Annotated in this window: 22 protein-coding genes; 11 read left to right on the top strand and 11 right to left on the bottom strand. The window is 27.9% G+C overall.

From position 1 onward, the window contains the following. Nucleotides 1–5 precede the first annotated feature (5 nt). A complete protein-coding gene (locus B5464_RS07020; RefSeq protein WP_231963668.1) occupies nt 6–584 on the top strand; it encodes a pseudouridine synthase in 579 nt (192 codons plus the stop codon). A gap of 31 nt (nt 585–615) precedes the next feature. Here B5464_RS07020 and B5464_RS07015 read toward each other — a convergent pair whose 3' ends face one another. The 3 genes from B5464_RS07015 to B5464_RS07005 form a co-directional block, all read right to left on the bottom strand. Continuing rightward, complete coding sequence (locus B5464_RS07015) at nt 616–1,203, bottom strand: porin family protein (protein ID WP_079737792.1); 588 nt, start codon at nt 1,201–1,203, stop codon at nt 616–618. A 16-nt stretch (nt 1,204–1,219) separates the two neighbouring features. Next, complete coding sequence (locus tag B5464_RS07010; RefSeq protein WP_079737791.1) at nt 1,220–1,996, bottom strand: membrane metalloprotease; 777 nt, start codon at nt 1,994–1,996, stop codon at nt 1,220–1,222. Nucleotides 1,997–2,073: 77 nt separating this feature from the next. Then, entirely contained in the window at nt 2,074–3,126 is a 1,053-nt protein-coding gene (locus B5464_RS07005; protein ID WP_079737790.1) for a hypothetical protein, read from the bottom strand. A 181-nt stretch (nt 3,127–3,307) separates the two neighbouring features. Between B5464_RS07005 and B5464_RS07000 the strand changes: the two genes are divergently transcribed. Genes B5464_RS07000 through B5464_RS06990 form a run of 3 tightly spaced genes read left to right on the top strand, consistent with a single transcriptional unit; the run spans nt 3,308 to nt 7,302 of the window. Continuing rightward, nucleotides 3,308–3,817 (top strand): RNA polymerase sigma factor, encoded by a 510-nt coding sequence (locus B5464_RS07000; protein ID WP_079737789.1) that lies wholly within the window; start codon nt 3,308–3,310, stop codon nt 3,815–3,817. A gap of 49 nt (nt 3,818–3,866) precedes the next feature. After that, nucleotides 3,867–4,781: a FecR family protein gene (locus B5464_RS06995; RefSeq protein WP_079737788.1), complete on the top strand. Its 915-nt coding sequence runs from the start codon at nt 3,867–3,869 to the stop codon at nt 4,779–4,781. After that, nucleotides 4,771–7,302: a carboxypeptidase-like regulatory domain-containing protein gene (locus B5464_RS06990; RefSeq protein ID WP_079738993.1), complete on the top strand. Its 2,532-nt coding sequence runs from the start codon at nt 4,771–4,773 to the stop codon at nt 7,300–7,302. The genes B5464_RS06995 and B5464_RS06990 overlap by 11 nt, the downstream gene beginning before the upstream one ends. Nucleotides 7,303–7,304: 2 nt before the next feature. Here B5464_RS06990 and B5464_RS06985 read toward each other — a convergent pair whose 3' ends face one another. From B5464_RS06985 to B5464_RS06975, 4 genes are all read right to left on the bottom strand, one after another. Beyond that, entirely contained in the window at nt 7,305–7,745 is a 441-nt protein-coding gene (locus B5464_RS06985) for a GNAT family N-acetyltransferase (protein ID WP_079737787.1), read from the bottom strand. 78 nt (nt 7,746–7,823) lie between these two features. Then, the gene (gene rpiB, locus B5464_RS06980) at nt 7,824–8,258 is read right to left on the bottom strand and encodes a ribose 5-phosphate isomerase B (RefSeq protein WP_079737786.1); all 435 of its coding nucleotides are present in this window, start codon (nt 8,256–8,258) and stop codon (nt 7,824–7,826) included. Nucleotides 8,259–8,843: 585 nt separating this feature from the next. After that, nucleotides 8,844–9,017, bottom strand: coding sequence for a hypothetical protein (locus tag B5464_RS14445; protein WP_172830869.1), 174 nt, complete (start codon nt 9,015–9,017; stop codon nt 8,844–8,846). Between the two features lie 90 nt (nt 9,018–9,107). After that, nucleotides 9,108–10,034: a diacylglycerol kinase family protein gene (locus tag B5464_RS06975; RefSeq protein ID WP_079737785.1), complete on the bottom strand. Its 927-nt coding sequence runs from the start codon at nt 10,032–10,034 to the stop codon at nt 9,108–9,110. Nucleotides 10,035–10,179: 145 nt separating this feature from the next. On the opposite strand from B5464_RS06975, the gene rnr reads away from it, so the two are divergent. The 4 genes from rnr (at nt 10,180) to B5464_RS06955 (ending at nt 13,766) form a co-directional block, all read left to right on the top strand. Further along, the gene (gene rnr, locus B5464_RS06970) at nt 10,180–12,399 is read left to right on the top strand and encodes a ribonuclease R (protein ID WP_079737784.1); all 2,220 of its coding nucleotides are present in this window, start codon (nt 10,180–10,182) and stop codon (nt 12,397–12,399) included. A 5-nt stretch (nt 12,400–12,404) separates the two neighbouring features. Beyond that, nucleotides 12,405–12,728 carry a YbjQ family protein gene (locus tag B5464_RS06965; protein ID WP_079737783.1) on the top strand — a complete coding sequence of 108 codons (324 nt, stop codon included), beginning with the start codon at nt 12,405–12,407 and terminating at the stop codon, nt 12,726–12,728. Between the two features lie 88 nt (nt 12,729–12,816). Continuing rightward, entirely contained in the window at nt 12,817–13,506 is a 690-nt protein-coding gene (locus B5464_RS06960; RefSeq protein ID WP_077810663.1) for a head GIN domain-containing protein, read from the top strand. Between the two features lie 68 nt (nt 13,507–13,574). Continuing rightward, nucleotides 13,575–13,766, top strand: a complete 192-nt coding sequence (locus tag B5464_RS06955) for a twin-arginine translocase TatA/TatE family subunit (protein ID WP_077810662.1) — start codon at nt 13,575–13,577, stop codon at nt 13,764–13,766. A gap of 201 nt (nt 13,767–13,967) precedes the next feature. Here B5464_RS06955 and B5464_RS06950 read toward each other — a convergent pair whose 3' ends face one another. The 4 genes from B5464_RS06950 to B5464_RS06935 all read right to left on the bottom strand — a co-directional run bounded on the left by B5464_RS06950 (nt 13,968) and on the right by B5464_RS06935 (nt 18,499). Continuing rightward, entirely contained in the window at nt 13,968–14,843 is an 876-nt protein-coding gene (locus tag B5464_RS06950) for a LytTR family DNA-binding domain-containing protein (protein WP_079737782.1), read from the bottom strand. Nucleotides 14,844–14,934: 91 nt separating this feature from the next. After that, a complete protein-coding gene (locus B5464_RS06945) occupies nt 14,935–15,864 on the bottom strand; it encodes an SPFH domain-containing protein (protein WP_079737781.1) in 930 nt (309 codons plus the stop codon). Nucleotides 15,865–16,017: 153 nt separating this feature from the next. Continuing rightward, entirely contained in the window at nt 16,018–17,538 is a 1,521-nt protein-coding gene (gltX, locus tag B5464_RS06940; RefSeq protein WP_079737780.1) for a glutamate--tRNA ligase, read from the bottom strand. A 121-nt stretch (nt 17,539–17,659) separates the two neighbouring features. Beyond that, nucleotides 17,660–18,499, bottom strand: coding sequence for a hypothetical protein (locus B5464_RS06935; RefSeq protein WP_079737779.1), 840 nt, complete (start codon nt 18,497–18,499; stop codon nt 17,660–17,662). Nucleotides 18,500–18,612: 113 nt separating this feature from the next. Between B5464_RS06935 and B5464_RS06930 the strand changes: the two genes are divergently transcribed. Genes B5464_RS06930 through mnmG form a run of 3 tightly spaced genes read left to right on the top strand, consistent with a single transcriptional unit; the run spans nt 18,613 to nt 24,376 of the window. Continuing rightward, on the top strand, nt 18,613–22,044 hold the full coding sequence (locus B5464_RS06930) for a DUF4175 family protein (protein WP_079737778.1): 3,432 nt from the start codon (nt 18,613–18,615) through the stop codon (nt 22,042–22,044). Further along, complete coding sequence (gene ybeY / locus B5464_RS06925) at nt 22,041–22,454, top strand: rRNA maturation RNase YbeY (protein WP_079737777.1); 414 nt, start codon at nt 22,041–22,043, stop codon at nt 22,452–22,454. Before B5464_RS06930 ends, ybeY begins: the two co-directional genes overlap by 4 nt. Nucleotides 22,455–22,498: 44 nt before the next feature. After that, nucleotides 22,499–24,376, top strand: coding sequence for a tRNA uridine-5-carboxymethylaminomethyl(34) synthesis enzyme MnmG (gene mnmG, locus B5464_RS06920; RefSeq protein ID WP_079737776.1), 1,878 nt, complete (start codon nt 22,499–22,501; stop codon nt 24,374–24,376). Nucleotides 24,377–24,385 lie beyond the last annotated feature (9 nt).

Here is a 24,385-nt window from a genome sequence, read left to right as displayed (position 1 = left end):
TATACATGAGTAGTCATCATCATTTTATGATTCATAAACCTTGGGGAATGATTTCTCAGTTTATAAATCCCGCGAAGCGGGAAAAAAAATTATTAGGAGATTTGTTCGATTTTCCTGAAGGAACGATGGCTATTGGTCGTTTAGATGTGCCTTCTGAAGGTTTATTACTTTTAACTACAGATGGTAAAGTATCCGCAGAAATTAGATCTAGAAAATACGAAAAAGAATATTATGTACAAGTAGATGGTGTTATAACAGAAAAGGAAGTTGAGCAATTAAGAAATGGTGTAGAAATAGGTTTTAATGGTAAAAAATATACCACAAAACCCGGAAAAGCTTTTATAATTGATGATCCTAAATTTCCGTTAAGAAGTCAGAAAATAAGAGATGAAAGACATGGCCCAACAAGTTGGGTTTCTATAATAATTAGAGAAGGTAAATTTAGGCAAGTTCGAAAAATGACTGCTGCTGTTGGGTTACCAACTTTGCGCTTAATTAGAGTAAGAATTGGCGATATACTTTTAGGAGATTTAGAAGTGGGCGGCGTTAAAGAAATAACTAATTTAATAGAAAAAGAGAAGTAAAATTACTTCTCTTTTTTATTTTTAGTTCTAACTAAAATTCAAACCCTAAATAGATTTGTACTACTCTATTTTTTGGTTTGTCTTGGTCATAAATATCACTTTGACCAATATGATATCTGGCGCCTAAACTAACACCTGCATCACTTTTAAAACCAGCACCAACATTTACACCCCAATCAAAATTACTTGGTTCAAACTCTTGTTCTGTATCATATAAAACAAAACCTGCATCAAAAGTTTCTTTGTGTGAAATCGAAAATCCTATTTGCGGACCAGCTTCTATAAAAAAGCTTTTAACTGGATACATTTTTAACATTAAAGGCACATTTATATATTCTAATTTTTGTGTGTAAGTACCGTTATCATCAATTATTTTATAACCTTGTTGTGAGTATAAAATCTCTGGCTGAATTGCAATGTGTTTACCAATATAAGATTCGCCATAAATACCAATATGAAATCCATGTAAATTAGAAGTTTCAGATGTTCCATCGAAACTTACAGAAGATAAATTGTAACCACCTTTAATACCAGCCGAAGCTGAGTTTTTTCTGTCTTGTGCGTTTAATGTAATACTTGTAATAAACATTAAAACTATTGTAAAATATAATGTTTTCATTTTTTAAAATTTTAAATTATTTTCCGCCATTTGCCCTTAAATCTGCTAAACATTGTGCATCTAAAGTTGGTAAACTTCCGCCAGAAACCATGTTGCCAATTCCTTGGCTAGATTCTGCGGCCCAATACATTAAACAATCTTGTTCGATGCAATGTTTTGGGTGTTCTTCATCTTCATGATCACTTTGTAAATCAGTTCCTAGATTTGTTAAACCTAAAATATGACCAAATTCGTGATGAATAACAGAGCTTTCTAAAAGGCTTCTATTTGGCTCGAATGTACTATCGCTTAAACCTTGTATTGTTTCTTCGTAAATAACAAAAGAAGTGTTCCAATAAGCGGTTCCTAAAATTGCACCTTGGTTGGTGTCTTTAGATGATTTACCATCAATAAATAACACCCAAACTGCAATTGTATTATTTGTGTTGTATTGTGTTCTGTTTACTTTTTCAATTTCTACAACCTCATCTAAAGTATAAGTTGTTTTACCTGTGTTTTCTATTGATTTTTCTACAAACGTTACACCTTCTGGTTTAAAAGTTCTATCGTTTATAAAATTTTTAAAGTTATTTAAAGCTGTTTCTGTTGGTTTAAAACCTTCTATGTAAGCAACTTCAACAATCATTTGTTTAAAAGTAGAAGCAGAAAGTAAATCGTTAGCAGAAGAACCTGTTTGTTGTCTATTTAAGTTAACATTTATAGGTGTTTCTGATTCTGTAATTATATCTGTTTCTGATGAACAAGATGTAATTATTAAACAAACTAAAAATACTTTTAATAAAAATTTTATCATTATTGATTGTTCTTTAAAACTTTACAATTGCTATTAATTACATAACAATTGTAAAGTAATTCTATTGTTTTTTACTATTAAAGTTTCTGAAAAGTTAATGTAATGCTAGCATCCGTTTTACTTTGTAAAGCAACCATTGTATCGCTGTAAGAAGCAATAACCCAATCGTTATTTAAAGCACTAACAGTATTATTGCTACCAAATGCAATGTTTAAAAATACTGATGTATCTGAACTTACAGCATAGGTACCTTCTATTTCTGATAAAGTAGCGTTTACATTATTTTTAGCAACTAATTTAAAATCGTTTGTAAACTCTATCGACCAATCTGCAAAATCTGCTGCAGTATTAACACCTGCATTTACAAAACTTTGTACTTTAAATTGTGTGTTTGTTAAAGTTGCTTCTACTTCTGCAGCCATTGTTGCAGCCTCATCTTCTTCTTCTTCAAATTGAACACAATCTGAAATTGAATCTCTAAACTCTGCATCAGAATTTAATTGAACAGTTGTACCATTGCTTAATGTTGCACTTACAGGATAATTAACTGTAAAAAATTCATCTGCTTGTAAACCAGTCATAAAAGTATATAATTGCTTTTCAGATTGTAAAACAACTGTACCTGTTTGCTCTAAAGCAATATCGTACGTTAACATTGTAATAGGAAAATTAAAATCTATACAAGAAATAGCGTCTCTACCTTCTGCTTCTGCACTTTCACATGCTGCATTTAAAGCGTCTAATTCTTCTTGATTATTAACTGTTACTTCTGTGTAGTTACTAGTTCTTACATTGATAGGAAAGTTAAATGTAACATTATCTGCATCATCATTAAATTCTGCAAAAATTTCTAAAACTGCAGAAAAATCTAATTCAGATATTATTGAAATATTTTGTCCGTTTACGGTTGCTGATAAAGGAAATAACAACTCTGTACACGCATTACCATCTAAAAAATCATCATCAGAACCATCGTTCATAGAAGCTCTTTCAAAATTAGAAGCGGTTGGCGATGTAGAAGAGTTTGCGTTTGGGTTAGCACCAACTTCTGTATTTTCTTCTGATTGACAAGATGTAAATCCTAAAACTGCTGTTAATGCAAATACTGTAATTAATTTTAATGTTTTCATTTTAATACGTTTTAATAATAAATGTTTATTGTTTCTGTTAGTAAGACAACTCAATTTTATTTTACCCTACTTTTTTTTGAATGACTATTTTTTTTGCCCTTCTGTTAATAAAACAACTACACATTTATTTACCCTACCTTTGTATTCTATTTTTTTTATTTTTATAATCTAAAACCCTACAATGACTAATAAATCTCTTTGCGACGAAATTTATTTTAATGAGTTTTACACATCTCATATACAGTCTGCTAGTAACTTTGCTTACTACAAATCTGGCAATAAAAATACGTCTTTAGATTTAGCGCAAGAAGCTTTTATAAAAATATGGGAAAATTGTGCAAAAATAGATTTTTCTAAAGCTAAATCTTACTTATTTACAGTTGTTAACAATCTATTTTTAAATAAAGTTAAGCACGAAAAGGTTGTTTTCGAGTATGCAAAAAATAGTCCGTATTTAGATGTTAATAATCAAAGTCCAGAGTATTTATTAGAAGAAGAAGAATTTAAAAATAAACTTAAAAATGCCATAGAAAACTTAACCGAAGGTGAAAGAGAAGTTTTTCTGATGAATAGAATAGACGGCAAAAAATACAGAGAAATAGGAGAAATGCTAGAAATATCGCAAAAAGCAGTAGAAAAAAGAATGTCTTCTGCCCTTAAAAAATTAAGAAGTAAAATAGATGGGATTTAAAAGTAGGGTAAATAAACATTTAGTTGTTACATATATAGAAGTCTAAAAAATGGAAAATAACAAAGACATATTAAAATGGCTAAACAAAGATATTTCTGATGAAGAATTACTGCGTTTAAAAAAAACTGAAGGTTTTGATACTTTAGAAAAAATTGCGCATTACACATCGCAAATAGAAACACCTAAAGTTAATGTAGAAAATGCATTGGCAGACTTAAAATTAAAAACTCAAAACAAAACCAAAAAACAAAAAGTTATTGCTTTTAGTTTTAATAAAGTCTTTAAATACGCAGCAGTTATTGCAGTATTGTTAACAACTAGTTACTTTTTACTTTATAGTAACGATACCAATTATACTACAGAATTCGCAGAAACTAAAACCTTTAATTTACCTGATAATTCAGAAGTTATTTTAAATTCAAATTCTAACGTTTCTTATGTTAAAAAAGAGTGGGAAAATAATAGAAATTTAACCCTAGACGGAGAAGCATTTTTTAAAGTACAAAAAGGAGAGAAATTTACTGTAAATACAGAAATAGGTAATGTTACCGTTCTTGGTACGCAATTTAATGTTAAAGAAAGAGCCAATTATTTCGAAGTAAAAACATACGAAGGTTTGGTAAGCGTAGCTTATAAAGACACACTTGTAAAATTACCTAAAGGAACAATTTTTAAAGTTGTAAACGGTATTATAGATACTAATACTACTTTTGATACAACAGAAAAATCTTGGTTACAAAAAGAATCTAATTTTAAAAGTACACAGTTAAAATTTGTACTTAAAGAAATAGAAAATCAATTTGGTTATACAATTACAACTAACAACATTAACTTAGAAACTTTATATTCTGGTGGTTTTACACATTTAGATATTAATGTTGCATTACAATCGGTAACAATACCGTTGCAGTTGTCTTATAAGATTGATGGTAAAACAATTACGATCTTTAAATATGATCAATAAAATAGCTATAATTTTATTAGGTTTTTTACTTACTACAAGTATAAACTATGCTCAGAAATCATCTTCTAAAGTTGGGCTTTCTTCTTTGCTAATTTCCTTAGAAAAAACATACGATATTAAGTTTTCTTATTCTGATGATGACATCGAAAACATAAAAATTATAGCACCACAAACAGGTATTTCTTTAGAATCTCTTTTAAGTTATTTAAACGATAAAACTTATTTACAATTTAAAACATTAGACAACAGATATGTAACAGTTTCGTTTTTAAATAAAACTATAAATATCTGCGGAAACGTATTAGAAAGTCAAAATCTTATGCCTTTAGCTTTAGCATCTATAAAAGTAAATGGCTATAATTTAGGAACAACATCAAATACAAACGGAACTTTTTATTTGCAAAATGTACCGGTAAAATCTGTAATAAATATATCATATATCGGTTTTAAAAACTTAGAAATTTCTGCTAAAGAATTATTTCTAAATGCTAATTGTAAACAGTTGTATTTAGAAGAATCTTCAGAAATTTTATCAGAAATTACAATGCAAAAGTTTTTAACTTCTGGCTTGCAAAAAAGTGCCGATGGAAGCACAATTTTAAACACAGAAAAATTCGGAATTTTACCAGGATTAATAGAACCCGATATTTTAAAAACTATTAAAATTTTACCTGGCGTAGAAAGTGTAAACGAAAGTATTTCTAATATAAATGTAAGAGGTGGTACAAACGACCAGAATTTAATGCTTTGGGACGGAATTAAAATGTACCATGCAGGTCATTTTTTTGGTTTAATTTCTGCTTACAATCCGTATTTAACCAAAAAAGTTACGGTTACTAAAAATGGTACAAGTAGTGTTTTTTCCGACGGAGTTTCATCAACAATTAATATGGAAACCTCGAATAGAATAACGAATAAATTTTCTGGCGGCGCAGGTTTTAATTTGATAAGTGCAGATGCTTTTGTACAAATACCAATTAAAGATAATTTAGAATTGCATGTTTCTGGTAGAAGATCTTTTACAGATTTTTTAAACACACCAACTTATACCAATTATTTTAATAGAAGTTTTCAAGATAATTCTATTGCTTCTAACAGTGTTAACAACTCAGAATCTAAGTTTTTCTTCTACGATTATTCGTTTAAAGTTTTGTACGATCTTAATTACAATCATGCAATTAGAGCCAACTTTATTCACATAAAAAATAATTTAGATTATCTAGAACAATACACAAACAATAACAATTCTATTGAAGAAAATAGTAATTTAAAGCAAGAAAATTTAGGTGCTAAAATTAATTGGGAAGCCAACTGGAACTCTAAATTTATAACCAATCTTTCGGCATTTATTTCTGATTATAGAATCAATTCTTCAGATTATAATAAAGATACAGATCAGTTTCAAACACAATTTAACAATGTTTTAGAAACAGCGGTAAAACTAAATACTGTGTATGAATTTTCTGATTTTTTTTATTTAACAAACGGTTTTGTTTTTAACGAAATAGGCGTAAAAAATACCACAAGTATTAACGCACCAACTTTTTCTAAAACGATAAAAGAAGTGTTGTTAAAAAGTGCTTTTTATTCAGAAATTGAATATAAAAAAAACAATACTTACGCTAGAGTTGGTTTTAGAGCTAATTATTTTGATAAGTTTCAAAAATTTATTTTCGAACCTAGAATAAACATAAGACAAAAACTAAATGAAACGTATTCTTTAAAGTTAGAAGGAGAGTTTAAAAATCAAACAACAGCTCAAAAAATAGATTTTGAAGATAATTTTTTAGGTATCGAAAAACGTAGATGGATTTTATCTGATAATAATAGAACGCCAATAATAACAAGCAAACAAGCTTCTTTTGGTATTTCTTATACCAAAAATAAATTGTACGCAGATATTACAGGTTTTTATAAAGTAGTTAACGGTATTTCTACTGCAAATCAAGGTTTTTACAACAACACTCAGAATTTTAGTTCTATTGGTAATTATAAAACTAAAGGAATTGAATTTTTAATTAACAAACAAACTAATACCATTAGTACTTGGTTAAGTTATACGTTGGCAGAAAACAACTACACATTTGGTGTTTTTAATCCAAAGAAATTTGCAAATAGCTTAGATATTACACACTCTTTAAGTACTGCTTTTAATTATAATTTTACCAAAAATTTAAAAGCATCTATTGGCGGAATTTTACGTTCTGGTAGGCCTTATACAAAACCTGTAGATGGTAACGAAACTTTACAAAATGGCGATAAAACTATTGTAAATTATGATAACCCTAATACAGAAAATTTAGACATTTTTTTTAGAATTGATGTTTCTGGAAGTTATAATTTTATATTTTCTGAAGCTATAAAAGCCACAATTAGACTTGGTTTTACTAACATTACAGATAGAAAAAACACCATAGACTCTTACTATATTGTAGATGAATCGCAAGAAAATAATGTGAGAAGAATAGATAATTACTCGTTGCCTTTTACTCCTAATTTAAGTTTTAGAGTACGTTTTTAGTTCTAAATTCTATCCATTCTTATATGCGGAATACCATCTTCTAAGTACTCCTCTCCTACTTTTGTAAAATTATGAGATTCATAAAATTTTTGTAAATATTTTTGAGCAGAAATGGTAATTGTATCGCTATTAAAGTTTTCTTTAATTGCGTTTATAGAAGCTTTCATTAAATTGTGCCCATAACTGTGTTTTCTTTCTAAAGCTGCTACTACTACTCTACCAATGCTAGCATTTTTAAAATAATCACCAGGTTTAAAAATACGCGTGTAAGCAATAATTTTATCATCTTTAAAACCAATTACATGTAAAGATTTTTGATCTTTAAAATCTATATCTTGATACACACAATTTTGTTCTACCACAAAAACTTCCGATCGTAATTGTAAAATTGCATACAATTCGTTTACCGTTAATTCGTTAAAAGATTTTACTTTGATATTCATAATTAATATAAACTACTAGATATTAAAAAAATCACTCAAACTAAATTTTAAAACAGTTTAAGTGATTTATTTTAAAGATTATCCTGCACAAGAAATTTTACTTACTCTATTAGCATGTCTACCGCCTTCAAATTCTGTAGAAAGAAAAATATCTACAAAACCTATAGCTTGTTGTAAAGAAACAAAACGTGCCGGAATTGTAAGAATATTTGCATCGTTATGTTGTCTTGTTAATGCAACTAACTCATTGTTCCAACACAAAGCAGCTCTTATACCTTGGTGTTTATTTGCTGTCATTTGTGCGCCGTTACCAGAACCGCATAAAATAACTCCTAACGTAGCTTTACCAGTTTCTACTGCTTCTGCCGTTGGATGAATAGCATCTGGGTAATCCATAGACGAATTAGAATCTGTACCAAAATTAATAACATTATAACCTTTCTCTTCTAAATGTTTTATAATTTCGAACTTGTATTCTGTACCAGCGTGATCGTTACCAATTGCAATTGTCATAATAAATTGATTTTAATTAAGTTGTGTACTACAAAAATACAGAAACTAACGGTTATCAACAGTTATAAACAATCAAAAAAATAGCTTTTTTAATAACTCTTTAGTTTTTAAGTTTTTAGCATTTTAATAGAATGTTAAGAAGTTGCAATGAAAAACTGAAAAGTATTTTTGGTGAATTCAATATTTATTACAATACAGCGAGTAGTTTAACATATGCAACTTTTTTTATGAGTTTTTGATAAAAGTTTATCAACATAAAATTTACAATTTGTTTACATAGAAATACAACATAGTTATTCAGAATATTTAGTTAATACCTGTTTATAACTATTGTTAATAACTCTACTTTTTAATTGATTTTAAAGCTTTTAAACTACTAACAACATGTAAACGTTTTTTAATAACTCAAATATTAAAATAAATATTATAAAATTTATAGTAGCTATTCACACACTATTATAACCATCATAGTTTTTTTAAAATTTTATAAAAGAAAAATAATTATAATATAGAATGTTTATAACTGTGAAAAACTCGAAAAAAAAATAAATTGAAATTAGAAAGAGAAAATTTTTGAAAAAAAATTTAAACTGTTTTCTTTTCTGCTTTTAGTAGGTAAGTGGTGTCTTTTTGAATTTCTACGCTTTTTTCTTGCGGATCTATTTTGTTAAGAGATTTGTTTACCGTTATAATGGTTACAAAGATGCCTGCAACAAAAATAATTAGAAATAAGCCGATAATTTTACGTAGATTTTTCATCTTAATTTAAAAGTCTCTTTCTATAAAGACGCTTCTTTTTAAGATTCGTTACAAAAAAATTAAGATTTTTTTAACTTTTATACTTGATAACTAATTAATTACAAAATTAATTGCTTTAGGTACAATGCTAATTTGAAGTTTACCAGAAGTTATCAACTCGCCATCTGCTTGTATAAAAGGTTTAGCATTTATAGGCGTTACCGTAATTTTTGATGTTTTGTAAGTGTTTACTTTTTTATGATTTACAATTGCACCAGAGTAAAGTTTGGGTAGATTAATTACTAAATCTAAAAAATTTAAGTTTTTAGCAATTGTTATGTCTAATAAGCCATCTGTAGTATTAACATCTTTTGTAAACTGCATTCCGCCACCAGAATATTTACAAATTCCGCATACAACCATTAAACATTTTTCTTTTAATTCTTTATTGTTTATAAGTATCTTATATGCACTTTTCTTATAAAAAATTAAACCATAAATACCTGCTAACAAATAAGATAAAGCACCAAATTTTTTAAGATATTTTAGTTTATTAACAATATATCCATCATAACCAATACCTGCTACATTGTTATAATAAATAGTATTTTTATCAGTAGTAATAACACCAATATCTTGTAAAATTGTAGTTTTTTTTGATATAATTTCTAAAGCTTTTTCTATGGAATTAGGTTGTTTGTAGGTTTTAATCCAATCGTTGCCAGTTCCTAAAGGTAATACGCCAATAGTTATATTAGAAGTTTTTACATACCTTTGCAGCATTACTCCGTTTACAACATTATGTAATGTTCCGTCTCCGCCCACAGATATAATGTTTCTATAACCCTTTTTAATAGCGTTTTGTACCAAATCTATTTCGTGTTTAGAAAACTGAGTAAAAGCAAAAGAATAGTCTAAATTTTTGTTTTTAAGTAATTGCTCAATTTTTTTCCAAATTTTAGAAAAATTTTTATTTCCAGAAGCTGGGTTTGCAATTATAAACCAAGAATTAGTATTGATTTTATCAATAGTAGACATAAATAAATTATTATAAACAAGCCAAATTACAAAATAGATTCATAACAGTTTTTTAATGCTTTATTAAACTTATAATTGTAATTTGCAGAGTACGTTAATTTTTATCAAAAAGACAGAAAGAATTAACGCTAAAACAGAAGTATAAATGACAAAAAAAAAGAAAAAAATATATAAAAAGAAAGGTAAAGTCGTAAAAAATTTAACTAAAAATATATTCAGAATTTTAAATGAAGACAGCGATAAGTTTTACAATTACAAACAAATTGCTGCAAAATTAAGTATTGTAGATACCGATGGTAAAAACCAAGTAATTAAAAAGTTGGCAGAATTAGCATCAACAAAAAAAATTGTAGAAGTAGATAGAGGTAAATTTAAAATAAATGCGGATAGAAAATACTCTGTAGGTACTTTAGATATTACATCTAACGGTAATGGTTACTTTGTTACAGAAGATTATGAAGATGATATTTTTATACCAAATGTAAATTTAGGTAAAGGTTTACACAACGATATAGTAAAAGCTTATGTATACAAAAAACGAAGCGGTAAGAAGTTAGAAGCAGATGTTGTAGAAATTTTAGAACGTGCTAAAACAGAATTTGTTGGTGTTTTACAAAAAAGTAAAAACTTTGGTTTTGTGTTACCAGACAGTAATAAAATGTATGCTGATATTTTTATTTCTGAAAATAAAATGAATGGTGCCGAACACGGAGATAAAGTACAAGCTACAATTTCTGATTGGCCACAAAACTCTAAAAATCCGTTTGGTAAAATAACCAAAGTACTAGGTAAACCAGGAGACCATAATACAGAAATGCATTCTATTTTACTAGAATATGATTTACCATACGAGTTTCCAGAAGAAGTAGAAAAAGATGCAGAAAGTTTACCGTTAGAAATTACTGAAGAAGAAATTTCTAAACGTAGAGATATGCGTAAAGATTTAACGTTTACCATAGATCCTAAAGATGCAAAAGATTTTGATGATGCTTTGTCTTTTGTAAAATTAGAAAATGGTAATTACGAAGTAGGAATTCATATAGCAGATGTTTCGCATTATTTACAACCAAAAACTATTTTAGATGATGAGGCTTATGACAGAGCAACATCTGTTTATTTGGTAGATAGAGTAGTACCAATGTTACCAGAAATGTTAAGTAATGGTGTTTGTTCTTTAAGACCACACGAAGAAAAATTAACGTTTTCTGCAGTTTTCGAAATTAATCAAAAAGCGCAAGTAGTAGGCGAGTGGTTTGGTAGAACTGTAACATATTCAGACCAACGTTTTGCTTATGAAGAAGCACAATCTATTATAGAAAATTGCGAATTATCTGATGATGTACAACCTTATACAATGCCATTAGAAACTTCTATCATAGACAAAGAATACGAAGTTACACCAGAAATTGTAGAAGCAACTTTACAGCTAGATAAATTAGCAAAAGTATTGCGTAAAAAGAGAATGAAACAAGGTGCAATTTCTTTTGATAGAGTAGAAGTGAAGTTTAATTTAGATGAAGAAGCAAACCCAGTTGGTGTTTTCTTTAAAAAATCTAAAGATGCTAATAAATTAATTGAAGAATTTATGTTATTAGCAAACAGAAAAGTAGCAGAATTTATTGGTCGTAAAAAAGGAAAACCTTCTAACGATACCTTTATTTACAGAGTTCATGATGAGCCAGATCTAGAAAAATTAGCCTCTTTACAAAACATCATTAGTAAATTTGGTTATAAGATAAATACAGAAACTAAAGAAAGTACATCTGCAACTTTAAATCAGTTATTAAATGATGTAAATGGTAAAGCAGAATCTAATATGATAGAAACTTTAGCAATCAGATCGATGTCTAAAGCAGTTTATACTACACAAAATATTGGTCATTATGGTTTAGCTTTCGATTATTACAGTCACTTTACATCGCCTATAAGACGTTATCCTGATGTAATGACACATAGATTACTGCAACATTATTTAGATGGCGGAAAATCGCCAAAAGCAGAATTGTATGAAGAAAAATGTAAACATTCTTCTAAAAGAGAAGAATTAGCATCAAAAGCAGAAAGAGATTCTATAAAATACATGCAGGTAAAATACATGCAAGATCACAAAGATGAAGTTTTTGATGGCGTAATTACAGGTGTAACAGAATGGGGTATTTATGTAGAAATTTCTACTAATAAATGCGAAGGAATGGTAAGAATTAGAGATATAAAAAGCGATTATTATATTTTTGATGAAAAACAATATGCTATTGTTGGGCAATCTACAAAAAACATGTATCAATTAGGTGATGATGTAAAAGTACAAGTTAAAAAAACAGATTTAGAGCGTAAACATTTAGATTTTAATTTAATTGAAGATTAGTTATTATGATTTTAACAACTACAAACAACATAGAAAATTTTAAAATAGTAGATTATTTAGGTATTGTAACCGGTACAGCTTACGATTCTAGTTATTCTGCTAACGGATCTAAACTATCTTTTAAAGATATGTTTAGTATGTCTAAATACTACGAAAAATATAGTTTAGCATTAGAAGGCATTAAAGAAAAAGCGTTTCAGAATTTAAAAGACAATGCGACAAAGTTAGGTGCAAATGCAGTTGTTGGTATACAATTAGATGTAGAACCGCTTGCAAACTCGTCTACACTATTGGTTTCTATTACTGGTACAGCTGTTAAAGTAAAATAAACACGTATAGATTTATAATATTTTTAATAATTTTCCTTTATTATAATGGTATAATTGTTGTTTTATATTAAATATCAAACTTATAAAAATGAAAAATTTAATCTTAGTATGTGCTTTTATTGTTGGTTTATCAACATACGCACAAAATACAATTAAACAAGATCTAGGAGACTTTAACACGCTTAAAGTATATAATGGTATAGAATTAGAGTTGATTAAAGCTTCTAGCCAAAAAATAGAAATTACAGGTGAGAAGGCAAATCTTGTTAAAATTAAAAATGTAAATAATACATTAAAACTTTCTTTACCGTTTTCTTTAAAACCATCAGATAATTCTGCAGAAGGTAAAATACTTATTAAATTATATTACAATAAAAATATAGATTTAATTGATGTAAATGAAGGTGCAACTATTACTAGTAAAGATTTTAACCAAGATAAAGTATCTTTAAATGCACAAGAAAGAGGTTTCATTAACTTAACTACAAAAACAAAGTATTTAAGTATTAGAGCAACTTCTGGCGGTATTATTAAAGTTTCTGGTGCATCTAAAAATCAAGAAGTAGATTTAGATTTGTATGGTATTTACCATGGTTTTAATTTAAAATCTACAGGTAACTCTAATGTTAAAGCAGGTACAGGTGCAAAAGCAGAAATAAATGCTGGCGAAACTTTAAATGCTAAAGTAAGTTTTGGTGGTACAATATTCTATAAAGGAAACCCAGAAGTTGTAAAAGACAAAAAGGTTATTGGTGGTATTATCGAGAAAAGAAATTAATACAGAAACAGATTAGATTGCTTTAACAACCTTTTTTGTATCTTTGTAACTTATAAAATTATATAATGATGAATAATTTATCTATTTTTTTTGGATTTGTTAGCGGACCTCAAATTGCAATTATACTTGTAGTTGTTTTATTATTATTTGGTGGAAAAAAAATACCAGAATTAATGAAAGGTTTAGGTAGCGGAATTAAGGAATTTAAAAACGCTTCTAAAGAAGAAAATCCAGAAGAAAAACTAGAAGAAAAAAAGTAGATATTAATCACTTTTTTTAACAAAATAAGAAAGCTCAATTTGTATAAATACAAGTTGAGCTTTTTAGTTATCAAATTAAAATATTCCCCCAAATATTTAATCTAAATTTCTTCGAGACAAATATAGTTTTCATTATAATATCTTTAACTTATTTGTTGTAAAAAGGAAGATTTATTGGGTTTTTGGGATAAATGGGAACGTTTAACTAATTAATCTTAATAATGATTGCTTAGAAAAACTTCTAGATACAGGTATATCTATTTCAATAACCTTAGATTTTAATAAATAACCTCTTGCATTTCCAGAAATATCTGTAATATAATTGGTGTTTACAATATAACTTTTATGACATCTAATAATAGTAGGATACTTTTCTAATTTTGCAATAATTTTTGCAAGTGTAACTCGTAATATTTTCTCATTAATTTTGTCATCCTTTTTAATAAAAAAACTTGCATAATTTCCTTGCGAAGTTACATACACTAAATTGTCGATATAAAAACTAATTTTCTCTTTACCATTTTCTGATGTTATACTAACTTCTTTTGTTAATTTTTCTGTGTTATTTAGTTCTTGTACTTTTTTTAATTCTCTAATTTCTTTAACCTTTTTTTCTCTTCGTAATCTTATATTTTTTTCATTTAGAAATACAAAAAATGTTAAGGGTATAAGGCTTACCAAAAAAGTATATGATAAGAATTGTAAAAGGTTTATTTTTCTTAGGTTATAGGGTTCTTTATAAATTTCACCAAAATACCATAAAGCAACTCCTATAAAGGTTACACCAACAAACATTAATAGTAAATTTCTGCCTATAGTCCAATTATCTTCACTAAAATAATCTTTAAAAATAAGTGCTGGTAAGTATAAAATTAAAAAAGTGGCAACAAAAGCTGTAATACCAATACCTATGGTATATGGTAATATAATTTCATCAAATTCGTGTAGATAAAAAGGTCTAAAAATATATAAAAAAAGAAAAATAAATAAACCATGATAAATACTTATCTTTAACTTATACAGAGGTTTAGGATTAAAATAATACGGTTTATTTAACCATGAAAAAATAGCTTTCATTAATATTTTTTAGTAAAAATATAAAAATTTAATAAAAAAAGACAGTAATTTATATTACTGTCTTTTTAGTTTTGTTATCAAGAAGAATTAATTATTCTTCTAATTTTTTAGTTTTAGCATTTTTCATTGCTTCGCCAATTTGGTTACTTGCAGTAAAACTTGCAACCATATCGTTTAGCATTTGGCTACCTGCTTGTGGCGAGTTTGGTAATAAAATTAAATTACTATTTGTTTCTTGTCCGATAGATTGTAAAGTATCATAATGTTGTGTTACAACAATTAAAGCAGATGCTTCTTGCGAGTTGATACCAACTTTGTTTAAAACTTCTACAGATTCTTCTAAACCACGAGCAATTTCTCTTCTTTGATCTGCAATACCTTGTCCTTGTAAACGCTTGCTTTCTGCTTCTGCTTTAGCTCTTTCTACAATTAAAATACGTTGTGCATCTCCTTCAAATTGTGCTGCTGTTTTTTCTCTATCTGCAGCGTTAATTCTATTCATGGCAGCTTTTACTTGGGCATCTGGATCTATATCTGTTACTAAAGTTTTAATAATATCATAACCATAATCTGTCATGTATTCTTGCAATTCTCTTTTTACTGCAATTGCAATATCATCTTTTTTAACAAAAACGTCATCTAATTTCATTTTTGGTACTTCTGCTCTTACAACATCAAAAACAAAAGAAGTAATTTGATCGTGTGGATAATCTAATTTATAAAACGCATCATAAACTTTATCTCTTATAACTTTGTATTGTACAGAAACTTTTAATTTTACAAATACATCATCTAAAGTTTTTGTTTCTATAATTACATCTAACTGCTGAATTTTTAAACTTAACTTACCAGAAACTTTATCTATTAAAGGTATTTTAAATTGAAGACCAGATTGTCTTATACTTTGAAATTTTCCGAAACGTTCTATAATAGCTGCGCTTTGCTGTTTTACAATAAAAAAGGATGCAAATATTATAACTGCAGTAATAACAATAAGAATAATAAATGGTGGTGATATCATAACAAGGTTTTTAATAGTTAATAAATAGTTGAATTGTAAATATACTTCTTTTAAGCATTTAATTATTTGACGCAGATTTGTTTATAATGTTACATTTTAAAATAAAAAAAACCTCTCGAAATTAACGAGAGGCTTTTTATTTAGTTGTAATAATTATAATTTTTCTATGGCGTTTTTAAGTCTTAGTAAAGTTTCTTCTTTACCAATCATAGCAATAATATCAAACAAATGTGGGCCAGCTAATTTACCAACCAAACTTAATCTTAATGGTTGCATAACTTTACCAAAACCAACTTCTTTCGCAGTTATCCATTCTTTTACTTCCTTTTCTGTATTTTCTGATGAAAAATCTTCGATTGATGAAATTACGGTAATTAATTCATTCATTAAATCTGCAGTTCCTTCTTTCCAATTTTTCTTAGAAGCTTTGGCATCGTATTCTGTTGGTGTTTCAAAAAAGAAACTAGATAAATCCCAAAAATCATTTACAAAAACAGCTCTTTCTTTAATAGCAGAAACAACTTTTAAAACGTATTCTTTGTCTTTTGTGATTCCTTTATCTGCTAAAATCGGTAAAAATACTTCTGTTAGTTCAGTATCAGACTTTGTTTGCATGTATTGCTGATTGAACCACTTTGTTTTATCCGGACTAAATTTAGCACCAGATTTACTAACTCTTTTTAAATCGAAAGCTGCAATTAATTCTTCTAAAGAGAAGATTTCTTGTTCTGTACCAGGATTCCATCCTAAGAAAGCTAACATGTTTATAAAAGCATCATTAAAATAACCATCTTCTTTATAACCACGTGAAACATCACCAGTTTTTTCGTTGGTATATTCTAACGGAAATACAGGAAATCCTAATTTATCTCCGTCTCTTTTACTTAATTTACCTTTACCAACTGGTTTTAAAATTAATGGTAAATGAGCAAATTTTGGTGCTTCCCAACCAAATGCTTTATATAACAATACGTGTAATGGCATAGATGGTAACCATTCTTCACCTCTAATTACATGCGTAATTTCCATTAAATGATCATCAACAATATTTGCTAAATGATAAGTTGGCATACCATCTCCTTTAAATAAAATTTTATCATCTAAAGTATTGGTATCAATTTTAATATTTCCACGAATTTCGTCTTCCATTCTTAAAAGTTCGTCTTGCGGAGTTTTAAAACGGATTACATAATTTTCGCCAGCATTTATTTTTGCTTGCACTTCATCATCAGTTAAAACCAAAGAATTTACCAATTTGCCTTTTTCTCTATTATGCCAATTGTAAATAAAGGTTTTTCCTTCTGCTTCGTGTCCTTTTCTATGTGCATCTAATTGTTCTGATGTATCAAAAGCATAATAAGCCCAACCAGTTTTTATTAAAATATCTGCGTATTCTTTATAAAGATTTTTACGTTCAGATTGTCTGTATGGTCCAAATTTTTCATTTTTATTTGGTCCTTCATCAAAAGGAATATTACACCATTCTAAAGCGTCTATAATATATTGTTCGGCATTTGCAACGTAACGAGTTTGGTCTGTATCTTCTATACGTAATACAAAAGTACCGTTGTATTTTTTTGCAAATAAATAATTATATAAAGCTGTTCTTACACCACCAATATGTAAAGGTCCTGTAGGACTTGGTGCAAAACGCACACGAACATTAGATTCCATTTTTTTCTGTTTTTTAATGCTGCAAAGATAGTTTTTAAAAGAGAAAATAGAAATTAGAGACCAAAAAAAAGACTTTAGAATATTATTTTCTAAAGTCTGTATTATTTAATAATATTTTGGCTTAAAATGTATTAAAAATTCCGATTGAAAAAGCTGTTTTTTTAGGAACGTTATTACCAAAAAAAGCATTACCAAAACTTGTTGTAATACCTAAATCGCACAACTGTAAAATTCCTTTTAATCCGTAAGCACCATATTCTTGATCTGTTACATATAAACCATTTCTTGGTGTTAATGTTTGCGGATTAATTTCACCTGGTTTGTATACACCATTATCTAAATTCTTTACAATATCTACAAAGCCAATTAACCAAATATTTTTTGATATTTTACCACCAAATTCTCCACCAATTTTAAAATTATTACTGTAATCGTTTGTTCTTATATCTGCACCAATTTGTGTTTGTAAAAATGTTTTACCAAAACTTTTACCAATTAGCAATTGAGGTGTAAAGGTAAAAGCATCGTAGCCAGTTCTAATTTTTGTGTTTTCATCAAAAGTACTTGTGTTTAATTCTGTAACCAATTGCCCAGAAATAACCCAATTTTTATTATAAAATTGATGTTTTAAACCCAAAGATATATTACCAAAAGCAGTTTTAGAACCAGAATCTAAGCTAGATATTAAATTGTTAGTATCTTCTGTTTTTATAGATTTTAAAGGGATATTAAAAACAAATGCTGTTTTATTTGTTAACCCATATTCACCGTAGATTTGATACGTTTTATCTGTAATATTTTTCTCGGTTTTATAATCTGGATCGCCAAATAATTCGTTATAATTCGCTATGGAAGTGTAAGATAAATTTAGAAACAAATCTTTCTTTTCTTTTGTCCACGGACTTTGAGAAAATGCTGATAAACTTGCTATAAAAAATACTATTTTAAGGCTATTTTTCATGATCTTTTTTTTATTTAAATTTAGTTGCAAACTTTTTTAAAAACTTACAAAAAGCTTTTAACATTTAATTTCATTGTAAATCCTATCAAAAATACTATTTTTATTAGTTGATTATGAGCGCATTTAAAATAATTGAGCAAAAGCTACATCAGTTTACAAGAAAATATTACGTAAACGAATTAATTAAAGGAGTAATTTTATTTCTTTCTTTAGGATGTTTATATTTCTTTTTTACTCTTTTTTTAGAGTATTTTTTATGGTTAAAACCAACGGCAAGAACTTTTTTGTTTTGGCTTTTTATTTTAGTAGAATTATTTCTATTAATTAAGTTTATTGCTATTCCAATTTTTAAATTATTTGGTCTACGAAAAGGGATTTCTTTAAAAGAATCATCAGCAATTATTGGCAATCATTTTCCGGATGTAAAAGATAAATTGTTAAATGTAATTCAGTTACAAGAATCGTCTTTACAATCAGAATTATTATTGGCAAGTATCAATCAAAAATCTAATGATTTACAACCGATTCCTTTTGTTAAAGCAATTGATTTTACTCAGAATAAAAAGTATTTAAAATATGCTATTTTTCCTATTTTAATTTTTTTAACTATCTTATTTACAGATAGTAAACAAATTTTTTCAGAAAGTTTAGATAGAGTTGTAAACCATAGAACTGCATATACGCCGCCAGCACCTTTTTATTTTGATATTATCAATACTTCTTTAAAAGTAATTCAAGGAAATTCTATTACAATAGATGTAAAAACGATTGGTGAAGTTTATCCATCCGAAGTAAAAATTCATTTTAATAACGAGCAATATTTTCTTAACAATAATAACAATGGTACTTTTTCTTACACTTTTTCTGATGTTTTAAATCCTGTTGATTTCTATTTAGAATCTAACGGAGTTTTATCGAATAATTACAAAATAGACATTGTAAAAACACCAGTTATTAACAATATAAGTTTAGAATTAAAATATCCTTTTTACACAGGCAAAAAAAATGAAGTTATAAATAATTCTGGTAATTTAATTGTACCAGAAGGCACAAAGATTAATTGGTTGGTTACTGCAGTAAATACTAACCAAGTTTTTTTTATCAATAATAACAAAAGGGAAAAATTTAAAAGTGAAGGACAAGATAATTTTACATTTTCTAAAAGAATAAGAAATACTGTTAATTATGAAATTTCTTCTTCTAATGCTAATTTACAAGATTATGAAAATTTACAATTTTCTGTAAATGTTATAAAAGATGAATTGCCAGAAATTGAAGTGAAAACAAATATCGATTCCATTTCTAGAGGTACTGTTTTTTTTGCTGGTCAGATTTCTGATGATTATGGTTTAAAGAAATTAGAATTAATTTATTATGATGAAAATAATCCTGAAGCAATTAAAACACATCAAATAAAAATTTCTAGTACAAATGTTCAAACCTTTTTTTATGAATTTCCAAATAATCTAAACTTACAAAAAGGTATTAATTATGAATTATTTTTTGAAGTTTTTGATAATGATGCTGTAAACGGAAGTAAGAAAGCGCGTACTAAAATTTTTAAATATCGTCAAAAAACAAATGATGAAGTAGAAGAGGAGCTTTTGCAAGAACAACGTAACACAATTAATAGTTTGGAAAACTCTATTCAGAAACAACAAAAACAACAGAAAGACTTAGATCAAATAAAAGAACAACTTCAGAATAAGAAAAAGTTAGGTTGGAATGATAAAAAGAAGGTTGAGAGTTTTATAAAAAGGCAAGAACAATATAAAAATATGATGCAACGTCAAACAGATATGTTGCAAGAAAATTTAGATGAAAAGAAAGAACAATCTGAAGATTTACAGAATAAAAAAGAAGAATTAAAAAAGCGCATCGAAGAATTAAAGAAAACCGATAAGCAACAAAAACTTTTAGATGAAATTGCAAAACTTGCAGAAAAGTTAAACAAAGAAGACTTGGTTAAAAAGGCTAAACAACTAGCACAACAAAATAAACAACAACAAAGAAGTTTAGAACGTATGTTAGAATTAACAAAGCGTTTTTACGTTGAGCAAAAAACCATGCAAATTGCTAATAAGTTAGATCAATTATCAAAAAAACAGGAAGATTTATTAAAGCAAGATTCATTAGATTTATATTCGCAAAAACAAATTAACAAAGAGTTTAACGAATTAAAAGAAGAATTAGATGAATTGGCTAAGGACAATGAAAAATTAAAAGAGCCAATGGAATTGCCAGATGTTGAAGATGAAAAAGAGGCAATAGATACTACTTTAAAAAAGTCTGAAGAAGATATTCAAAAAAAGGATCAAAAGTCTGCTAAAGATTCTCAGAAAAAAAGTGCTGCTAAGATGAAAGAAATGAGTTCTAAAATGCAACAAGCGATGATCGAGATGGAAGGAGAATCGATAGAAGAAAATATGGATGATCTTCGTAAAATTTTAGAAAATTTAGTCACTTTTTCTTTCAAACAAGAAAACTTAATGAATAAGTTTAGTGAGATTTCTACTACGCATCCTGATTTTGGTAAAGATTTAAAAAAGCAAAATGACATAAGAACCTATTTTGAACATATAGATGATAGTTTATATGTGCTTTCTATGCGTCTACCTAAAATTTCGGCTAAAATACAAGACGACTTATCATCTGCACATTATAATTTAGAACAGTCTTTAGAAAATTTTTCAGAAAATAGGTTTAACAACGGTGTTTCTAATCAACGTTATGTGATGACAGCTACAAATAATTTAGCAGATTACTTAAGTAATATGTTAAATAGTATGAAAAATGCTTCAATGAAAATGGGTAAAGGAAAAGGAAAGGGTAAAGGTAATGGCTTTAGTTTACCTGATATCATTAAAAAACAAGGTGAACTTTCAGAGAAGATGCAACAAGGCATGAAAAAAGGGTCGAAACCCGGAGAAAGTAAATCAGGTGGTAAAGAAGGTAAGAAACCAGGAGATAAAAAAGGAGAAAAAGGGCAATCTGGAAAAGATGGAAAAGACGGTAAAGACGGAAAAGGAAATAAAAAAGGTAATGGTGAAGGAAATAGCGAGGGTGGAAATGGAAAACATAATGGACAAGGTAATTCTGACAACGATGATTTAGATGGAGAACTTTATGAAATTTATAAAGAACAAACACAACTTAGACAACAACTTCAAGATGCAATAAAAGAATCTGGTGAATCAGGTTCTGGAAACAATTCTAATGCAAAAAAGGTTTTAAAAACGATGGAGCAGTTAGAAAACGAAATATTAGAAAAAGGTTTTAACGCTGCTACAATTCAGAAAATGCAGCGCCTTAATTACGAATTATTAAAATTAGATAAAGCAGCTTTAGAACAAGGAAAAGATAGTAAGCGTAAATCTAATACTAATAATTTACTTAATAAACGTAATACTATTAAAGCTTTAGAATTTAAAAAGCAGTTTTACAATCAAATAGAAATATTAAACAGACAATCATTACCTTTGCAACAAAAGTATAAATTAAAGGTTAGAGAATATTTTTCTCTACCTAAGAATAAAGCAAAATGATTACGTTTAATTACGAAACCAATTTTAAATTAGATAATGAGAGTTCAACAGAAAATTGGATTCAAACTATTATTGATAAACATAACTGTGAGTTAGGTGAAATTAATTATATTTTTTGTGATGATAATTATCTTCATAAATTAAATGTTCAATTTTTACAACACGATACACTTACAGATATTATTAGTTTCGATAATTCACTTGGTAAACTTATTAATGGTGATATATATATTTCTATTGAAAGGGTAGAGGATAACGCCAAAGATTTTAAAGTTTCATTCATTGAAGAATTGCATAGAGTAATTATTCACGGCGTTTTACATTACATTGGTTTTAAAGATAAAACTGAAGCTGATCAAAATGAGATGACTTTACAAGAAAATCTTGCTTTAAAAGAGTTAAAATATTAAAAATCAATAAGTTAATTTACACGTTTCACGTGGAACTATAAAAAATGAGTTTATTTTCAACAACATTTGATGTTATAGTAGTTGGTGGTGGTCACGCAGGGAGTGAAGCAGCAGCTGCGAGCGCAAATATGGGTGCACACACATTGTTAATTACAATGAATTTGCAAAATATTGCGCAAATGAGTTGTAATCCTGCAATGGGTGGAATTGCAAAAGGACAGATAGTAAGAGAGATTGATGCGTTAGGAGGTTATAGCGGAATTGTGACTGATAAAACAGCAATACAATTTAAAATGCTTAATAAGTCTAAAGGTCCAGCAATGTGGAGTCCAAGAGCACAATCTGATAGAATGCAATTTGCAGAATGTTGGAGAACGATGCTAGAGCAAACAGATAATTTAGATTTTTATCAAGATTCTGTAAATGGTTTATTGTTTGATGGTGATAAAATTGTTGGTGTAAAAACTGCTTTAGGTTTAGAGATAAAATCTAAAACTGTTATTGTTACAGCTGGTACTTTTTTGAACGGATTGATTCATATTGGTGATAAAAGTTTTGGTGGTGGTAGAGCAGGTGAAGGAGTGTCAAAAGGAATTACAGAAGATTTAGTTGCGAAAGGTTTTGAAGCTGGAAGAATGAAAACTGGAACTCCGCCAAGAGTTGATGGTAGATCCTTAGATTATTCTAAAATGTTAGAGCAACCTGGTGATGAAATTACAGAAAAGTTTTCTTATTTGCCAACCACAAAAGCATTACAAAAACAACGTTCTTGTTGGTTAACTTATACAAATCTTGATGTTCATGATTTACTTCGTGAAGGTTTTGATCGTTCGCCAATGTTTAATGGTAGAATACAATCTACGGGTCCGAGATATTGTCCTTCGATAGAAGATAAAATAGATCGTTTTGCAACGAAAGATAGACATCAAATTTTTGTAGAACCAGAAGGTTGGTCTACTGTAGAAATGTATGTAAATGGTTTTTCTACTTCTTTGCCAGAAGATATTCAAGATAAAGCAATACGTTCTATAGAAGGTTTTGAAAATGTAAAGTTTTTAAGATATGGTTATGCGATAGAGTATGATTATTTTCCGCCTACACAATTAACACACACTTTAGAAACAAAGTTAATAGAGAATTTATATTTTGCTGGTCAAATTAACGGAACAACAGGTTATGAAGAAGCTGCTTCGCAAGGTCTAATGGCTGGTGTAAATGCTGCTTTAAAAGTACAAGATAAAGAACCTTTTATCTTAAAAAGGAATGAAGCTTATATTGGTGTTTTAATTGATGACTTAATTACTAAGGGTACAGAAGAACCATATAGAATGTTTACTTCTCGTGCAGAATATAGAACTTTGTTAAGACAAGATAATGCAGATCTAAGATTAACACCAAGAGGTTTTGAAATTGGTTTAGCTTCTAAAGAACGTATGGATCGTGTTTTAGAAAAGCAAGAAAAGACAGAAATGTTGATTCAGTTTCTGCATAAAACTAGTGTAAAACAAGAAGAGGTAAATCCTATTTTAGAGGCTAAAAATTTAGCATTAGTGAATCAATCTATGAAATTGTTTAAAATTGCTGCAAGACCTCAATTGTCTTTCGATGATTTTAAATCTATAAAAAAATTAAATGATTTTATACTTGAAAATAATATACAAAAAGATGTTATAGAACAAGCTGAAATTCATTTAAAATATTCCGGATATATTGATAAAGAAAAGAACAATGCAGATAAATTAAATAGGTTAGAAAATGTTGTAATACCTTCTAATTTTAAATACGAAAAAGTAAAATCTCTTTCTTTTGAAGCTAGAGAAAAATTAAATAAAATTAAACCAGTATCTATTTCGCAAGCAAGTAGAATTAGCGGTGTATCACCTAGTGATATTTCTGTGCTTTTGGTTTATATGGGAAGATAAAAAAAAGAA

Origin of the sequence: Polaribacter sp. KT 15 (genome assembly GCF_900143115.1) — a bacterium.
GTDB classification, from domain to species: Bacteria; Bacteroidota; Bacteroidia; order Flavobacteriales; family Flavobacteriaceae; genus Polaribacter; species Polaribacter marinaquae.
The sequence above is the reverse complement of the archived record's forward strand: the minus strand, read 5'-3'. Positions and strand labels throughout refer to the sequence as shown.

Coding starts and splice junctions, on each gene's coding strand:
- B5464_RS07020 (WP_231963668.1), top strand. CDS start 6: ATGAGTAGTCATCATCATTTTATGATTCATAAACCTTGGGGAATGATT.
- B5464_RS07015 (WP_079737792.1), bottom strand. CDS start 1,203: ATGAAAACATTATATTTTACAATAGTTTTAATGTTTATTACAAGTATT.
- B5464_RS07010 (WP_079737791.1), bottom strand. CDS start 1,996: ATGATAAAATTTTTATTAAAAGTATTTTTAGTTTGTTTAATAATTACA.
- B5464_RS07005 (WP_079737790.1), bottom strand. CDS start 3,126: ATGAAAACATTAAAATTAATTACAGTATTTGCATTAACAGCAGTTTTA.
- B5464_RS07000 (WP_079737789.1), top strand. CDS start 3,308: ATGACTAATAAATCTCTTTGCGACGAAATTTATTTTAATGAGTTTTAC.
- B5464_RS06995 (WP_079737788.1), top strand. CDS start 3,867: ATGGAAAATAACAAAGACATATTAAAATGGCTAAACAAAGATATTTCT.
- B5464_RS06990 (WP_079738993.1), top strand. CDS start 4,771: ATGATCAATAAAATAGCTATAATTTTATTAGGTTTTTTACTTACTACA.
- B5464_RS06985 (WP_079737787.1), bottom strand. CDS start 7,745: ATGAATATCAAAGTAAAATCTTTTAACGAATTAACGGTAAACGAATTG.
- rpiB (WP_079737786.1), bottom strand. CDS start 8,258: ATGACAATTGCAATTGGTAACGATCACGCTGGTACAGAATACAAGTTC.
- B5464_RS14445 (WP_172830869.1), bottom strand. CDS start 9,017: ATGAAAAATCTACGTAAAATTATCGGCTTATTTCTAATTATTTTTGTT.
- B5464_RS06975 (WP_079737785.1), bottom strand. CDS start 10,034: ATGTCTACTATTGATAAAATCAATACTAATTCTTGGTTTATAATTGCA.
- rnr (WP_079737784.1), top strand. CDS start 10,180: ATGACAAAAAAAAAGAAAAAAATATATAAAAAGAAAGGTAAAGTCGTA.
- B5464_RS06965 (WP_079737783.1), top strand. CDS start 12,405: ATGATTTTAACAACTACAAACAACATAGAAAATTTTAAAATAGTAGAT.
- B5464_RS06960 (WP_077810663.1), top strand. CDS start 12,817: ATGAAAAATTTAATCTTAGTATGTGCTTTTATTGTTGGTTTATCAACA.
- B5464_RS06955 (WP_077810662.1), top strand. CDS start 13,575: ATGAATAATTTATCTATTTTTTTTGGATTTGTTAGCGGACCTCAAATT.
- B5464_RS06950 (WP_079737782.1), bottom strand. CDS start 14,843: ATGAAAGCTATTTTTTCATGGTTAAATAAACCGTATTATTTTAATCCT.
- B5464_RS06945 (WP_079737781.1), bottom strand. CDS start 15,864: ATGATATCACCACCATTTATTATTCTTATTGTTATTACTGCAGTTATA.
- gltX (WP_079737780.1), bottom strand. CDS start 17,538: ATGGAATCTAATGTTCGTGTGCGTTTTGCACCAAGTCCTACAGGACCT.
- B5464_RS06935 (WP_079737779.1), bottom strand. CDS start 18,499: ATGAAAAATAGCCTTAAAATAGTATTTTTTATAGCAAGTTTATCAGCA.
- B5464_RS06930 (WP_079737778.1), top strand. CDS start 18,613: ATGAGCGCATTTAAAATAATTGAGCAAAAGCTACATCAGTTTACAAGA.
- ybeY (WP_079737777.1), top strand. CDS start 22,041: ATGATTACGTTTAATTACGAAACCAATTTTAAATTAGATAATGAGAGT.
- mnmG (WP_079737776.1), top strand. CDS start 22,499: ATGAGTTTATTTTCAACAACATTTGATGTTATAGTAGTTGGTGGTGGT.